General features: G+C 56.7%; 14 protein-coding genes. 9 read left to right on the top strand and 5 right to left on the bottom strand.

What is annotated here, in order from left to right:
- Nucleotides 1-34: 34 nt before the first annotated feature.
- Nucleotides 35-526, top strand: coding sequence for a glutathione peroxidase (locus tag RO22_RS10305; protein ID WP_039860245.1), 492 nt, complete (start codon nt 35-37; stop codon nt 524-526).
- A 20-nt stretch (nt 527-546) separates the two neighbouring features.
- Here RO22_RS10305 and RO22_RS10300 read toward each other — a convergent pair whose 3' ends face one another.
- Nucleotides 547-933 (bottom strand): hypothetical protein, encoded by a 387-nt coding sequence (locus tag RO22_RS10300; protein ID WP_041158273.1) that lies wholly within the window; start codon nt 931-933, stop codon nt 547-549.
- Nucleotides 934-1,222: 289 nt separating this feature from the next.
- On the opposite strand from RO22_RS10300, the gene fabV reads away from it, so the two are divergent.
- The 3 genes from fabV (at nt 1,223) to RO22_RS10285 (ending at nt 3,861) form a co-directional block, all read left to right on the top strand.
- Nucleotides 1,223-2,434, top strand: coding sequence for an enoyl-ACP reductase FabV (gene fabV, locus RO22_RS10295; RefSeq protein ID WP_009288181.1), 1,212 nt, complete (start codon nt 1,223-1,225; stop codon nt 2,432-2,434).
- Nucleotides 2,435-2,489: 55 nt separating this feature from the next.
- Complete coding sequence (locus RO22_RS10290; protein WP_022522490.1) at nt 2,490-2,705, top strand: hypothetical protein; 216 nt, start codon at nt 2,490-2,492, stop codon at nt 2,703-2,705.
- A gap of 178 nt (nt 2,706-2,883) precedes the next feature.
- Complete coding sequence (locus RO22_RS10285; protein ID WP_171051191.1) at nt 2,884-3,861, top strand: GlxA family transcriptional regulator; 978 nt, start codon at nt 2,884-2,886, stop codon at nt 3,859-3,861.
- Nucleotides 3,862-3,867: 6 nt separating this feature from the next.
- Here RO22_RS10285 and RO22_RS10280 read toward each other — a convergent pair whose 3' ends face one another.
- Nucleotides 3,868-4,662 (bottom strand): SDR family NAD(P)-dependent oxidoreductase, encoded by a 795-nt coding sequence (locus tag RO22_RS10280; RefSeq protein ID WP_041158272.1) that lies wholly within the window; start codon nt 4,660-4,662, stop codon nt 3,868-3,870.
- Nucleotides 4,663-4,895: 233 nt separating this feature from the next.
- Here RO22_RS10280 and RO22_RS10275 point away from each other — a divergent pair, with 233 nt between their 5' ends.
- The 5 genes from RO22_RS10275 to astB are packed head-to-tail and all read left to right on the top strand — an operon-like array spanning nt 4,896 to nt 11,115.
- Nucleotides 4,896-6,110 carry an aspartate aminotransferase family protein gene (locus RO22_RS10275; RefSeq protein WP_041158271.1) on the top strand — a complete coding sequence of 405 codons (1,215 nt, stop codon included), beginning with the start codon at nt 4,896-4,898 and terminating at the stop codon, nt 6,108-6,110.
- Nucleotides 6,111-6,160: 50 nt separating this feature from the next.
- Nucleotides 6,161-7,225: an arginine N-succinyltransferase gene (locus RO22_RS10270; protein WP_041158270.1), complete on the top strand. Its 1,065-nt coding sequence runs from the start codon at nt 6,161-6,163 to the stop codon at nt 7,223-7,225.
- A complete protein-coding gene (gene astA / locus RO22_RS10265; protein ID WP_041158269.1) occupies nt 7,225-8,256 on the top strand; it encodes an arginine N-succinyltransferase in 1,032 nt (343 codons plus the stop codon). Before RO22_RS10270 ends, astA begins: the two co-directional genes overlap by 1 nt.
- 22 nt (nt 8,257-8,278) lie before the next feature.
- On the top strand, nt 8,279-9,751 hold the full coding sequence (gene astD, locus RO22_RS10260; protein ID WP_027960010.1) for a succinylglutamate-semialdehyde dehydrogenase: 1,473 nt from the start codon (nt 8,279-8,281) through the stop codon (nt 9,749-9,751).
- Nucleotides 9,748-11,115 (top strand): N-succinylarginine dihydrolase, encoded by a 1,368-nt coding sequence (astB, locus tag RO22_RS10255; protein ID WP_041158268.1) that lies wholly within the window; start codon nt 9,748-9,750, stop codon nt 11,113-11,115. Before astD ends, astB begins: the two co-directional genes overlap by 4 nt.
- A gap of 157 nt (nt 11,116-11,272) precedes the next feature.
- Here the strand turns inward: astB and arcC are convergent, their stop codons facing one another.
- Genes arcC through RO22_RS10240 form a run of 3 tightly spaced genes read right to left on the bottom strand, consistent with a single transcriptional unit; the run spans nt 11,273 to nt 14,443 of the window.
- Complete coding sequence (arcC, locus tag RO22_RS10250) at nt 11,273-12,178, bottom strand: carbamate kinase (RefSeq protein ID WP_009288186.1); 906 nt, start codon at nt 12,176-12,178, stop codon at nt 11,273-11,275.
- 15 nt (nt 12,179-12,193) lie between these two features.
- Nucleotides 12,194-13,195, bottom strand: a complete 1,002-nt coding sequence (gene argF, locus RO22_RS10245; RefSeq protein WP_009288187.1) for an ornithine carbamoyltransferase — start codon at nt 13,193-13,195, stop codon at nt 12,194-12,196.
- Nucleotides 13,196-13,213: 18 nt separating this feature from the next.
- A complete protein-coding gene (locus RO22_RS10240) occupies nt 13,214-14,443 on the bottom strand; it encodes an arginine deiminase (RefSeq protein ID WP_027960012.1) in 1,230 nt (409 codons plus the stop codon).
- Nucleotides 14,444-14,455: the final 12 nt, after the last annotated feature.

Genomic DNA, 14,455 nt, shown 5'->3' with positions numbered 1-14,455 from the left:
ACCCATGCCGTTTGGGGTTTTGTGGGGCTGATTGATGCAAATATACGACCAAGACTGCTATACCCACCAAGGGCTGCCGTTCAATTTACGTGCGCTACGCGGCCAAGTGCTGCTGGTGGTTAACGTTGCCAGCCAGTGTGGCTTTACCCCGCAGCTAAGCGAACTCGAAACCCTTTTTCAGCGCTACCGGGATCGTGGCTTCACTGTGCTCGGTTTCCCGTGTAATCAGTTTGGCCGCCAGTCGCCGGAAAGTGCTCAAGCGTTTTGCCAGTTTGGCGAGCAGCAGTTTGGAGTCAGTTTTCCGCTACTGGAAAAGGTCAATGTCAATGGGAGTGATGCCCATCCACTGTTTGTGCTGCTCAAGCGCGAGGCGCCTGGAGTCCTAGGCACACAGCTGATCAAATGGAATTTTACCAAGTTCCTGGTGGGCCGTGATGGCAAGGTGATAGCCCGATTTGGGCCGCGCTATCACGGGCGCCCGCTACGCCTGGCATTAGAAGAAGCCTTGGATCAAACATACCCATAGCCCCACAGGGCACTATCCCTCTATGCCTGCTCGCCCCGCGCGACTGCTACACGATTCATGAGTGCGTTCCAGCGGTGACGCACCATCATGGTCGTTAAGCCTGAAAACAGCGCCCAGCTTTTGCGGCGCCAGCCCTTCAAGCGCATATTGTGATTGACCAACTGCTTCATCAGCTTATAGTCGTCAAATTGTCGCCACTCGCTGGCGATTGAAAGCTGATGGCGAGACATCACCGGTGCCATTTCCAGGCGAAACATCCATTCGAGCTCGTTAAGCGTCATATCATAACGCTCTATGACTTCGACCATACGCGCGTAATCGCGTTCGCTGGGTTCACGGTCCAGCCACAGCGGGGCTAGCGCTAGCCATAGATCGCCGCGTTCATCTACTAGCTGCTGTGCATTCATGATCGCCTCGTGGGAAGTCGTTGCTGATATAAGTACTTTGGCAGCTATCGTGACGCGAATGCGCCCCGAGCTCAAGGGCGGGCAGGAGCTCAAGGATGGACAGTCGCTCATGGGAGGACGATAGCTCAGGAGCGGACAGAGCGCACGGAGACAGCTAGAATAGCCTCTATGAGTCATGACACTGCTATGCCACAAACTATGCCAAAAGCTATGGCAAAACGGTGTCGCTAGTTATGATGTTGCCAGTTACGATATTAAAAGCTAAATCAATCCGATAAAGAGGTTCTCTGTGATTATTAAACCCAAAGTACGCGGCTTTATTTGTACCACTACTCATCCCATCGGCTGCGAGCAGAACGTTCGCGAACAGATTGAAGCGACCCGTGCTCGCGGTTTGGATAAGCAGGCTGGCCCAAAAAAAGTACTCGTCATTGGGGCTTCAAGTGGCTATGGGTTGGCAGCACGTATTACCGCAGCGTTTGGCTACGGCGCCGACACCTTGGGCGTTTTCTTTGAAAAGCCTGCCACCGATAAGAAACCCGGCACCGCAGGCTGGTATAACAGTGCCGCCTTCGATAAGTTTGCCAAGCAGGAAGGGCTGTATAGCAAGTCGATTAACGGCGATGCGTTTTCCCATGAAGCGCGGGAAAAAGCCATTGAACTGATCAAGCAGGACATGGGCGAGATCGATCTGGTGGTGTACTCGCTGGCATCACCCGTTCGCAAGCTGCCGGATAGCGGCGAGCTTAAGCGTTCGAGCCTCAAACCAATTGGCGAAACTTACCGCGCCACTGCTATCGATACCAATAAAGACGCGATTATTGAAGCAGAAGTAGAGCCAGCCACCCAGCAGGAAATCGACGACACCATTACGGTAATGGGTGGCGAAGATTGGGAACTGTGGATGGAAGCACTTGACCAAGCAGGTGTGCTGGCAAAAGGTGCGCGTAGCGTGGCGTTTAGCTATATCGGCACTGAAATCACCTGGCCGATCTACTGGCACGGTGCGCTGGGTAAAGCCAAGGAAGACCTTGACCGCGCTGCCGCGGCTATCGACGCCAAGCTGAAAGAGACCGGTGGCGGTGCCAATGTGGCGGTACTCAAGTCGGTGGTCACCCAAGCGAGCGCGGCCATTCCGGTAATGCCGCTGTATATCGCCATGGTCTACCGCATCATGAAAGAGCAGGGTCTGCACGAAGGCACAATCGATCAATTGAACCGTCTATTCGGTGAGCAGCTCTACTCAGCCCAAGGCAAGCGCGGTGAAATGGTAACTGATGAGGTAGGGCGCCTGCGTTTGGATGACTGGGAGTTGCGCGATGACGTTCAGCAAGCGTGCCAGGATCTGTGGCCGGAAGTGACGACCGAAAACTTATTCGAGATTACCGACTATGCTGGTTATAAGCACGAATTCTTGAAGCTGTTTGGCTTTGAGCGTGACGATGTCGATTACGATGCCGACGTCAATCCAGAGGTTACGTTTGATGTCGTGAATCTGTAAGCCATTCACAGAGGCGGTAGCGCCGCCCAATTCGACCGGAACGCTGGAGGTGTTTATGGACACTAGGGAAAGCAAAACCCCGGAAGAAGAGAAGCAGCATATTATCAATGAGCGAATACCTGAGGATTATGAAACCTCAAAACCGCATCTACAGCCTGAAGCCAAGAAGCGGCCAGGCGGGCTGTATAAGTTACTCCCGATAGTGGTGATCATTGTCGGCGTGATTGTGGTTAGTATCGTCGTGTTAGGCATTATTAACCGCGGTAATTAGTACTTAACCATTCTCTCTTTTTTGCCGGGCCTTGCGCCCGGCAATTTGCATTCATGCGTCACGTTTTTGTTGCAGTGGTCATAACGCTGCCATCCTCTACGCAATTGGGTAAGATGATCGTTTATCTATGTCGATGGCGGTCTTTCATGCATCTTTTCATGCAACTCAATCAGTTATCATGCAGCCCAACCCGTTAGCCTCACAGGCAGCGCTACCGCGTCGGCGGGTGGCCTTTCTGCTGCTACCAGGTTTTTCGTTATTGACCCACGCCAGCGCGCTGGAGCCGCTACAAATGGCTAACCAGCTGAGTGGGCAGATGCTTTACCACACCGTCACATTAAGTCTCAATGACGAGCCCGTGCGCAGCGGTGCTCAGCTTTCGCTCATTGCTCAGCACGCCTTAAGTACTGCATTAGGCCCGCTTGACCTGCTGTTGATATGCGCACCAACACCGCTGCCCTATACGTTACCCGCAAAGTTGAATGAGTGGCTGCGTGGGCACCAGGGGCGCGGTGTAGCACTGGGTGGGTTGGCAGGGGGCACGGAAGTGTTGGCGCGCTGTGGGCTGCTTGAAGGCTATCGTGCGACGCTGCCCTGGCAGCGTTTTGAGGCCTTTGCTCAAGCCTATCCGCAAGTGACGCTTTCTCAACAGCTGTTTGAAATTGATCGCGACAGGCTGACCTGCGCGGGGGGAACCGCGGCCATGGATTTGATGCTCACGCTGATTGGCCAGCATCACGGTGCGCGCTTGGCGGAGCAGGTGTCTGAGCAGTTTGTCTGCGACCGCATCCGCTTGGCAGATGAGCGCCAGCATGTGCCGCTGCGTAGCCGCCTGGGGCATGCGCCGCAAAGTCTGGTGGAGGCTGTCACGCTGATGGAAGCCAATATTGAGGAGCCGCTTTCGACCCTGGAACTGGCCGAACATCTGGGTATCTCTCGGCGTCAGTTGGAGCGGCTATTTAAGAAGTATCTGCAGGCGGTCCCTAGTCGCTACTACCTGGATTTACGCTTACAAGAGGCGCGCAAACAGCTTCGCGATAGTGACCGGCCGGTAGGCGATATTGCGTTTGCCACGGGATTTTCCTCAGGCGCGCACTTTTCTACCGCCTACCGTCACCATTTCGGCATGACGCCGAGAGAAGAGCGCCTGGGTTAGAAAGATTCAGGTTAATGTATCCACAATGCCACCTTCCACACGCAGTGCCGCCCCGCTGGTTGCACTGGCTTGGGGAGAAGCGGCGTAGACGCTCATACTCGCGACTTCTTCGGGTGTTGCTAAGCGCTGGATAATTGAAGAGGGGCGGTTCTCTTTAACAAAGCGTTCTTCCATCTCTTGCTGAGAGATGCCCTCTTTTTCCGCCATTTCCTCCATCATCTTGATCACGCCTTCTGAACGGGTCGGCCCAGGTAGAATGGCATTTACGGTGACCTGGGTGCCGCTGAGCACTTTGGCCAGCCCGCGAGAGACGGAGAGCAGCGCCGATTTGGTCATGCCGTAATGCACCATTTCACTAGGGATGTTGATCCCCGACTCACTGGAGATAAACTGTATGCGGCCCCAGTCGCGCTCGCGCATGCCCTGGGCGTAGTGACGGGAAAGCCTCACCGCGCTCATGATATTAATATCGAAAAATTGCTGCCACGTAGCGTCATCTACATCAAAAAAGTCCTGCGGGGCGAAAATGCCTACGTTATTGATCAGGATATCCGCGCTGGGTTGCTGTTTAATAAGCGTTAGGCAACCTTCAGCGGTGCCGAGATCAGCCGCCACGCCTTCTACCTTGGCATTGGGAGTGTCTTTTTTAAGTGCGCTGATGGCGCCATCAACACGTGCTTGGGTACGCCCTGTTATAACCACGTCAGCGCCTGCCTTGGCGAGCCCTTGAGCAATTGCAAAACCAATGCCCGCTGTAGAACCCGTGATAATGGCGTGTTTGCCGCTTAGATCAATCTGCATACGCTGGTCTCCTCTCATCCTGAGTGTCGGTGCTCATCACTATGCAACGCAGCTCAGCGAATAACCGCATAGCTTGCTAATAAGTATGGGGCTCTTTTAGAGTTCTTCAAGGCGGTTCAGTGATACGCCGAGACGCCGCTATTCATAATTTGCCGTCCCATTGCTGAAAGCGCTTGGACTCTTTACCACCTTATACTGTTGTTACTACTTTCCTCCACTGGAGCTAGCGACCCATGAGCCATACCCCAAGCCGTCAAGATTACGACCACTACATGACGCCCAACTACTCACCACAGCAGGTCATTCCCGTGCGTGGTGAAGGTAGCCGCTTGTGGGATCAACAGGGCCGTGAATATATCGACTTTGCCGGGGGCATCGCGGTTAACTCCCTTGGTCATTGCCATCCAGTACTGGTCAATGCGCTCAAAGAGCAGGGCGAGAAGCTGTGGCACCTCTCCAACGTATATACCAACGAGCCAGCGCTGAACCTGGCCAAGACGCTGGTCGAGCGCACCTTCGCCGATAAGGTGTTCTTATGCTCCTCCGGCGGTGAAGCTAACGAAGCTGCGCTTAAGCTGGCGCGCCGCTGGGCGGTGGATAATCACGGTGAGCACAAAGATAAAATCATCTCGTTCTATCAATCTTTTCATGGTCGCACCTTCTTCACCGTTAGCGTGGGTGGCCAGCCGAAGTACTCCCAGGGTTTTGGGCCAGTTCCCGGCGGTATCCTCCACGCCGATTACAATGACCTTGAAAGCGTGCGCAAGCTGGTTGGCGACGACACCTGCGCAATTATGGTTGAACCCATGCAGGGCGAGGGCGGTATCGTGCCCGGCACCCAACAATTCCTCCAAGGGCTGCGCGATCTCTGCGACGAGCACAATGCGCTGCTGATTTTTGACGAAGTACAAACCGGCGTGGGTCGTAGTGGCGAACTCTACGCTTATAAGAACTACGGTATTACGCCGGACATTCTAACCAGTGCCAAATCCCTGGGCGGCGGTTTCCCCATTGGCGCCATGCTGGCAATCGACTCGGTTGCTAAATCGCTGGTGGTTGGCACCCACGGTTCTACTTACGGCGGCAATGCGCTGGCATCGGCCGTTGCCCTGGCGGCGGTGGAGTTTATCGATACTCCCGAAGTGCTCGAAGGCGTTAAGCATCGTCATGACCTGTTCCGCGAACACCTGGAAACCATTAACCGCAAGCACGGCGTATTTAAAGAGATTCGCGGTATGGGCTTATTAATAGGTGCCCAGATGTCGGATGCCTATGAAGGGCGTGCCAAAGACATACTGCCGCTGGCGATTGAAGAGGGCTTGATGGCGCTGATCGCCGGGCCGAACGTACTGCGCATGGCGCCTTCTCTGGTCATTCCTGAAGCGGATATCGCCGAGGGCATGGCCCGCTTAGAGCGCGCGATTGAGCGATTAGTTGCGGCAGCATGAGTGAACAACAGGCTGCGTCAATCGTGTTAACTGAAGGGGAGGCATCGAGGATGCTGGTAGTTCGACCCGTTAAAGCGTCTGATCTCACGGCGCTTGAGCAATTAGCCGAGCATGCAGTACCTAAGCTTACTAACTTGCCTGCTAACCGTGAGCGGCTTCAGGAGCGCATTGCGCGCTCTCAAGACGCCTTTAATGGTGACGTCGAGTTTCCAGAAAACGAGCACTATACGTTTGTTCTCGCCGATGACACACGCGAGGAAGTGCTCGGTACCGCCACCATACGTGCCCAGGCGGGTGCCAATGAGGCCTACTACACCTACCGCCAGGAAACGCTGATTCACGCCTCCCAGCAGTTGAACGTACGTCGTGAAGTGCAGACGCTAGCGCTCTCCCATGAAGTTTCGGACGCTACCCTGCTGTGCGCCTTTTCGCTTAACCCGCGTTATAAAGGCACCAGCGCGGAGAGCCTGCTACGCCGGGCGCGGTTGATGTTTATCGCCCAATACCCAGAGCGCTTTTCGCGTATTCTGGCGGTGGCGTTTCCCGGCTACTTGGATACGCGCAGTGAATCGCCGTTCTGGGAAAGCGTGGGGCGGCACTTTTTCGCCCGCAGTTTCCAGGATATTAACCACATTGCCGGGGTGCGCTCGAAAAGCTTTATCGCCGAAGTAATGCCTCAGTTTCCGCTCTATTTGCCGCTGCTAACGCCTCAAGCGCGGGCGGCGATTGGCAGGGAACACCCGGCCCACGAAGAGGCGCTGGAAGAGATGCTGGCGGAGGGCTTTGTGCGCTCTCGCCATGTGGATATTTTCGACGCCGGGCCGATCGTCAAAGCCGAGCGCGAACGGTTGGAAACCTTCTGCAGTGCTGCCTGGCACCCGGTACGCATTCGCCCTGAACACGCTTTACCGGATGCTGAACCCGCGCTGGTTGCCAATCAAAAGCTTGGCGAGTTTCGCTGCATCGTCGCTCGCTACGCGCTGTCACCCACAGGCCAGTTGATGCTCTCTGCAGGACATGCCGAGCGGTTGGGCGTCACGGAAGGGCGTGCGGTGCTCGCCGCACCGCTAGCGCTCCCCACCGTGGTAGACGCGCTCGATGAAGGAGAAATGTAATGCGCATTCGACCCATTGCCCGTGATGATCTGGATGGGCTTCAGGCGCTTGCGCAGCAGGCAGGGGTTGGTTTTACCTCGCTGCCGGATAACCGCGAGTTTCTAGCCGGTAAGATTGAAGCGGCTGCCAGCGCCTTTGAAGAGCGCACCCCGGTGGATGACCGGCTTTATTTCTTTGTGCTAGAGGATGAAGTAAGCGGCGAGTTGGCGGGCTGCTGCGCCATTGAGGGGCAGGTTGGCCGCGAAGTGCCGTTCTACAACTACCGGCTGGGCACTTTGGCCCACTCCTCGGTTCAGCTGGATCTGCACCGCACCATCGATACGCTGTTTTTAAGCTCCGACCATACCGGTGACGCCGAAGTGTGCTCGTTGTTTCTACGCCCGGAATACCGCGGCGAAGCCAACAAACATTTGCGCAACGGTGCGCTGCTCTCCAAAGCACGCTGGCTATTTATTGCCCAGTTTCGTGACCGTTTCCCCGACAAAGTATTAGCCGAAATGCGCGGTGTGTTCGATGAAAACAACACCAGTCCTTTCTGGGAGAGCCTGGGCAAACACTTCTTCCCTATGGATTTCAGCGAAGCTGACCGCCTAACCGGCCTGGGGCAGAAGAGCTTTATTGGCGAGCTGATGCCTAAGTTTCCCATTTACACGACTTTTATGGCCGAAGAGGCACGGGCCTGTATTGGTCAGGTGCATCGCCACACCCGCCCGGCGCTGGAGATGCTTAAGAAAGAGGGGCTGCGCTGGGAAGGCTATATCGATATTTTTGACGGTGGCCCGACGGTGGAGGCGTACATTGATGACGTGCGTGCCATTCGCAACTCACGGCTCTGCCAAGTGGAAGTTTCTGCCGCTGCCAGCGAAGAGAGTGTCAGCCGCTGGCTGGCCGCCACCACCCAGATGCTGCACTTTACCGCCAGTTGGGTAGGCCGCGCGCCTGCTGATGACAACACCATCGTGCTTAGCGAACAAGAAGCGAAGCGCTTAGGCGTTGCCACCGGCGATACCCTAAGGCTACTCGAGACCTAGGCGACGTTTACAGGAGAGTTTTATGCACGCCCAACAGCAGCAACTGATCAATGGCGCCTGGGTCGCAGGCGACGCCGAGCCGTTGAGCAAGCACGATCCCGTTTCCGGACAGCCGTTATGGCAAGCAGCGACGGCCAGTACTAAGCAGGTCGCAGCCGCTGTAGAGGCCGCCCGCGGTGCCTTCCCCGGCTGGGCGCGCACACCTTTTGCCGAGCGCCAGGCGCTTGTCGAGCGATTTGCCGAGGTGCTAAAAACACGTGGTGAAGACCTGGCCGTGGCGATTGCCTCTGAAACCGGTAAGCCGCTCTGGGAGGCGCGCACCGAAGCGGGAGCCATGGTGGGCAAGGTGGCGCTGTCGGTTAAGGCGTATAACGAGCGCACCGGTGAACGGGAAAAAGCGGTGGGTAGTGCAAGCGCTGTGCTGCGCCATCGTCCTCATGGTGTGATGGCGGTGTTTGGCCCTTACAATTTCCCTGGCCACCTGCCCAACGGCCATATGGTGCCTGCGCTATTGGCGGGTAACTGTGTGGTCTTCAAGCCCAGCGACCAAACCCCGCTTACTGCGGATTTGACCCTACAGTGCTGGCTAGAGGCCGGGCTTCCGGCAGGCGTCATTAACCTGGTGCAGGGCGGTGTGCCGGTAGGCCAGGCACTGGCAGGTAACCCAGATATTGATGGCCTGCTGTTTACCGGTAGCGCCAAAGTGGGCGGTATGCTGCACCAGCAGTTTGCCGGACAACTGGATAAAATTCTGGCGCTGGAACTAGGCGGCAATAACCCCCTGGTAGTGAAGGATGTCGACGACGAGCGTGCCGCGGTATTGACCATTCTGCAGTCGGCGTACCTCTCCGGCGGCCAGCGCTGCACCTGCGCGCGGCGCTTAATGGTGCCGGAGGGTGCAGTAGGCGATCGATTGATCGATGCGCTTTCTGAGGCGATCGCCAAGTTACACGTGGCGGGCCAGTTCGAAGAAAATCCTGCGCCGTTCTATGGCGGTTTGGTCAGCGTAGCGGCGGCGGACGGCCTACTCAAGGCTCAAGATGAGCTGGAGGCCATGGGGGGCATAGTGATCAATCGCATGCAGCGCCTGAAAGAGAACACCAGCCTGTTAAGTCCCGCGCTGATTGATGTGACCGGTCTTGATGTGCCAGACGAGGAGCACTTCGGCCCGCTGCTGAAAATCCACCGCTATCGCGATTGGGATGAAGCGCTACAGCTTGCCAATAACACCCGCTACGGGCTCTCCGCCGGTTTAATTGGCGGTGATCGAGCCGATTGGGATGACTTCCTGCTGCGTATTCGTGCTGGAATCGTCAACTGGAACCGCCAAACCACCGGTGCATCCGGCGATGCACCTTTTGGTGGTGTGGGTGACAGCGGCAACCACCGTCCCAGCGCGTTTTACGCGGCGGATTACTGCGCCTACCCAGTCGCCTCCATGGAAGCTGACAGCCTGGAGATTCCCGAGACCCTGCCGCCGGGAGTGAGCCTGTGAGTGCCGCCGATCTCAGCAGCGTTAGGGAAGTCAATTTTGACGGCCTAGTCGGCCCAACCCATAACTACTCTGGGTTGGCCGTGGGCAATGTCGCGTCCATGAGTCACGGCGGCTTAGTCTCCAATCCCAAGGAGGGCGCGCTGCAGGGGCTGCTTAAGATGAAGTCGCTGATGGACGCGGGCTATGCCCAGGGCGTTCTGCCACCCCAACAGCGCCCCGATATTGGCGCACTGCGCGATTTAGGTTTTAGCGGTAGTAATGGTGAGGTGCTGGCTCGTGCTTCTAAAGAAGCGCCGCAACTGCTTCGGGCGGTGTGCTCGGCGTCCAGTATGTGGACGGCTAACGCGGGCACTATTACTCCCAGCATTGATGCACCCGATAGTCGGGTACACTTCACACCAGCGAATCTACAGTCCAGCTTTCACCGCTACCTGGAGCCGCAAACCACGGGACGTGTGCTGAAAGCGATCTTTCGTGACGAACAGCACTTCTGCCACCACCCGGTGCTGCCCGCTACTCCAGCCTTTTCCGATGAGGGTGCGGCCAATCACACCCGTCTATGCGGTGAGCACGGCGAACCCGGTGTTCACCTATTTGTCTATGGCCGTCAGGCGTTTGGTGACGTGCGTAGCGGTGAGCGCGAACCCAAGCGTTACCCTGCCCGACAGACCTTGGAGGCCAGCCAAGCGGTGGCGCGCCAACACGGGCTAACGGACGCACAAACGGTGTTTGCCCAGCAACACCCGGACGCCATCGACGCGGGCGTATTCCACAACGACGTCATTGCAGTGGGCAATGGCCCCGTGCTGCTCTACCACGAAATGGCCTTTCTGGATGAAGAAGGCACGCTCGATGAGCTGCGCACCAAAATGGCCAGCCCGCTGATTCCCGTGCGCGTGCCCTTGGAAGCGGTAAGCATGGAGGATGCGGTAGCCTCGTATCTATTTAATTCGCAGCTGCTCTCCAACCCGGATGGCACCATGACGCTGGTAGTGCCCGGCGAATGCCAGGAGCGCGAGGCGGTATGGCGCACCATTCAGGATTATCTGCTGGCGGGCAATAATCCGATCAGTGAAGTGGTCGTTAAAGACGTCAAACAAAGCATGCGCAACGGTGGTGGCCCCGCTTGCCTGCGCCTGCGCGTGGTGCTAACGGAGGCCGAACGTGCAGCGCTCTCTGGCCGCGTGCTGCTCACCAATGCACTGTACACTGACCTGACCGCGTGGGTGGAGCGCCACTATCGCGTTCGCCTCGCCCCGGACGATTTGGCCGATCCACAGCTGGCGGAAGAGTCGCTTGTTGCACTGGATGAACTGACGCAGTTACTGCAGATTGGTTCGGTCTACCCGTTTCAGTTGGGGTAGGGGATTGATTAAACAGAGTAAAGAGAGAATCAAAAGAGCCATCAGACTTGGTGGCTTACCTCTATTGGTTTTATAAGGCGGAGGCTGTGACAACTGATGAAGGCGTCCTTCGGTAGGTACACGTCCTCATTAAGTCTGCAATAAGCAGTAAAAAGCGTTAGCTAGCAACACAAGTGCCCGCCCGTAGTTTAAGAATATCTAGTGCATCCTCTAGACGGCCGATACCACTGATGCCTCCGCTTTCAGCGAAATTGCACGCGGCGTCCATTTTTGGCCCCATAGAACCAGCCGGCAGGTCCAGCTTGCGAGCTTCATCCAGCGTTAATTTATGGATAGGTGCAGCGGTGTCCTTACCGAAGTCACGGTAGATGGCGTCCACGTCAGTGAGAAGGAGCAAGGCATCTGCGCCCAGCTGGCTGGCCAGAAGTGCGCTGGCGGCGTCTTTATCGATCACGGCTTCGATGCCGATCATGCTGCCGTTCTCTCGGCGAAGAATGGGGATGCCACCGCCTCCGGCGCAGATCACCACAACGCCCTGTTCCAGCAGCAGCTGGAGCACCCTCATGTCGGGTATCTCCAAGGGCTTGGGCGAAGGCACTACCCGCCGCCACTTGTCACCATCCTGAGCGATGTGCCAACCGGCGGCTTCGGCTTTGGTCTCGGCTTCTTCCCTTTCGTAAACTGGCCCGACAAACTTGGTGGGATTGCTGAAGGCGGGGTCATTCTTGTCGACCAGAACCTGGGTAAGTAGGGTGGCCACAGGTCTGTTATGGTCCAGGGCGTTTTCCAGTTCCTGCTCGATGATGTAGCCGATCATACCTTCTGTTTCAGCGCCCAGTACATCCAGCGGATAAGCTTCGTCCGGCTTATAGGCAGCGCCCTGAAGCGCCAGTAAGCCTACCTGGGGGCCATTGCCGTGAGTGACTACCAGCTGGTGGCCGGCGCGGATGATTTCGGCCAATGATTCGGCGGCAATTTTCACGTTGGCGCGCTGGGCCTCGGCGGTCAGGGGCTCCCCTCGCCGCAACAGGGCATTGCCTCCCAGAGCTGCTACTACAAGCATGTCATGCTCCTCGAATCAGTTTCCAAGAGTGGCGACGAGCACCGCCTTAATGGTGTGCATTCGGTTCTCCGCCTGATCAAATACGATAGAGGCGGGACTTTCAAAGACATCGTCGGTGACTTCCATGGCATCGATGCCGAACTCGGCCTGTATTTCCTTGCCTATGGTGGTCTCGGTGTTATGGAAGGCCGGCAGACAATGCATGAACCTTACGCGGGGGTTGCCGGTTTTCTCCATCAGGGCAGCATTGACCTGGTAGGGCTGCAACAGTTTGATTCGCTCTGCCCACTTTTCCTTCGGCTCACCCATGGACACCCACACATCGGTGTAGACAAAATCCACGCCTGCCACCGCAGCATCGATGTCTTCCGTGATCATGATTCGTGCGCCGGTCTCACTGGCAATGGTCTGTGCTTCATTCTGAATAGCCTCGCTGGGCCAACAGGCCTTGGGCGCACACAAGCGCACATCCATTCCCATCATGGCGCCGCCGATCAGCAGGCTGTCGCCCATGTTATTCGCAGCGTCCCCGATAAATACAAAGGCAACATCCCGCAGCGGCTTTTCCACATTTTCCTGCATGGTCAGGAAGTCTGCGAGGATCTGTGTAGGGTGGAATTCATTGGTCAGCCCATTGTAAACCGGCACGCCGGCATATTGTGCCAGCTCCTCAACCACCGTCTGGCCGAACCCCCGGTATTCGATGGCATCGTAAACGCGGCCGAGCACACGGGCGGTATCCTTGACGGATTCCTTGTGGCCGATATGGGTGCCCGTCGGGCCCAGATAGGTTACTCGGGCGCACTGATCAAACGCTGCAACCTCAAAGCCTACCCGGGTTCGGGTGGAGTTCTTTTCAAAGATTAGCGCTATGTCCTTGCCCTGCAACTGCGGTACTTCGGTGCCAGCGTACTTGGCTGTTTTCAGGTCGGTGGAAAGCTTGAGCAAAAAACTGATCTCTCGGGGCGTAAAGTCCCTCAGGGTCAGGAAGTGCCGGTTCTTGAGATTGAAAGCCATGGTTCTGCTCCTTCCTTGTCAGACTGTATCTCGTATTGTCGGGCAGCTCATGCAACGCCCGCCGCCCCGGCCCCGGCCCAACTCCGCTCCGGGTATGGCCAGTACCTCTATGCCGGCTGCCTCCAGCGCAGCATTGGTATCGTCGTTGCGGTCATAACCGATGACGACCCCCGGACTCAGTGCTAGCACGTTATTGCCATCGTTCCATTGTTCTCGCTCCCGTTCGGCAGGGGTATCGCCACCCGTGGCGACCACTTCCAGGGACGGGTAACCAAGTACATCGGCAACAACATCAAACAGCGGGCGGCTGTCCTGGAAGAACGACAGGTGCTTGCTGCCTTCCCCCGGACGCAGGTCGTAGCAAACCATTTCATCTGCGACTTCCTTGAAAGTGGTCACTACATTGCCGCCACAGAAGGTAAACACGGTATCCAGGTGCATGGCAGAACGGGTCTTGGGAATCTGGCAGGCAATTATCCGTTCTGCAGTGCCGTTAGCAAAAAGCGTCTTGGCCAGCTGGCCAATGGCTTGCGGGGAGGATCGTTCCCCCATCCCCACCAGCACGACACCATTACCCACCGGCATGATGTCCCCTCCTTCCAGGGTCGCCAGCGCATGATCTTCAAGCGGGTCGCCCCAATGCACGTTCACCTTGCCGGCAAACTTCGGATGGAAACGGTAGATCGCGCTCATTAGCAGCGTCTCTGGTTTGCGCGCAGCCCAGTACATAGGGTTCAGGGTGACACCGTCATAAATCCAGGCGCTGTTATCCCGGGTGAACAGTAAGTTGGGCAGTGGCGGCAGCACAAAGCCGTGAGGCCCCAGATGGTTACCGAACAGCCCTGAAGGGTCGAAAGGCAGGTCTCCTACTTCCAAACCACCAATGAGAAATTTCGCCAGCGTATTACCCGGCAGTTCGTTCATCCATGCGCGAAGGTCGGATACCATGCCTACCCCGATATGATTCCAGGTAATACGGTGGTCTAGAACCCAGGTACGTGCTTCGGGAATATCAAGCGTTGTCGCCAGCAGGTCGTTAACGTCCAGAACCTCCACACCCCGTTCACGCATTACCTCGGCGAATACGTCATGGTCTTTCTGTGCCTGCTTGACCCAGAAGACATCGTCGAACAATAACGCATCGCAGTTGGAGGGAGTCAGTCTTCTATGGGCTAGCCCAGGGCGGCAGACGATAACTTGCCGTAAAGTCCCAGTTTCCGAGTGAACGCCCAAAGTGTGTTCTGACATGTCGCATACTCC

This window comes from Halomonas sp. KHS3 (assembly GCF_000830495.1).
Lineage (GTDB): Bacteria > Pseudomonadota > Gammaproteobacteria > Pseudomonadales > Halomonadaceae > Vreelandella > Vreelandella titanicae.
The sequence above is the reverse complement of the archived record's forward strand: the minus strand, read 5'-3'. Positions and strand labels throughout refer to the sequence as shown.

What these genes read in the sequence shown, in the direction of transcription:
- RO22_RS10305 (WP_039860245.1), top strand. Translation starts at nt 35, where the DNA reads ATGCAAATATACGACCAAGACTGCTATACCCACCAAGGGCTGCCGTTC.
- RO22_RS10300 (WP_041158273.1), bottom strand. Translation starts at nt 933, where the DNA reads ATGAATGCACAGCAGCTAGTAGATGAACGCGGCGATCTATGGCTAGCG.
- RO22_RS10290 (WP_022522490.1), top strand. Translation starts at nt 2,490, where the DNA reads ATGGACACTAGGGAAAGCAAAACCCCGGAAGAAGAGAAGCAGCATATT.
- RO22_RS10285 (WP_171051191.1), top strand. Translation starts at nt 2,884, where the DNA reads ATGCAGCCCAACCCGTTAGCCTCACAGGCAGCGCTACCGCGTCGGCGG.
- RO22_RS10280 (WP_041158272.1), bottom strand. Translation starts at nt 4,662, where the DNA reads ATGCAGATTGATCTAAGCGGCAAACACGCCATTATCACGGGTTCTACA.
- RO22_RS10275 (WP_041158271.1), top strand. Translation starts at nt 4,896, where the DNA reads ATGAGCCATACCCCAAGCCGTCAAGATTACGACCACTACATGACGCCC.
- RO22_RS10270 (WP_041158270.1), top strand. Translation starts at nt 6,161, where the DNA reads ATGCTGGTAGTTCGACCCGTTAAAGCGTCTGATCTCACGGCGCTTGAG.
- astA (WP_041158269.1), top strand. Translation starts at nt 7,225, where the DNA reads ATGCGCATTCGACCCATTGCCCGTGATGATCTGGATGGGCTTCAGGCG.
- astD (WP_027960010.1), top strand. Translation starts at nt 8,279, where the DNA reads ATGCACGCCCAACAGCAGCAACTGATCAATGGCGCCTGGGTCGCAGGC.
- arcC (WP_009288186.1), bottom strand. Translation starts at nt 12,178, where the DNA reads ATGCTTGTAGTAGCAGCTCTGGGAGGCAATGCCCTGTTGCGGCGAGGG.
- argF (WP_009288187.1), bottom strand. Translation starts at nt 13,195, where the DNA reads ATGGCTTTCAATCTCAAGAACCGGCACTTCCTGACCCTGAGGGACTTT.
- RO22_RS10240 (WP_027960012.1), bottom strand. Translation starts at nt 14,443, where the DNA reads ATGTCAGAACACACTTTGGGCGTTCACTCGGAAACTGGGACTTTACGG.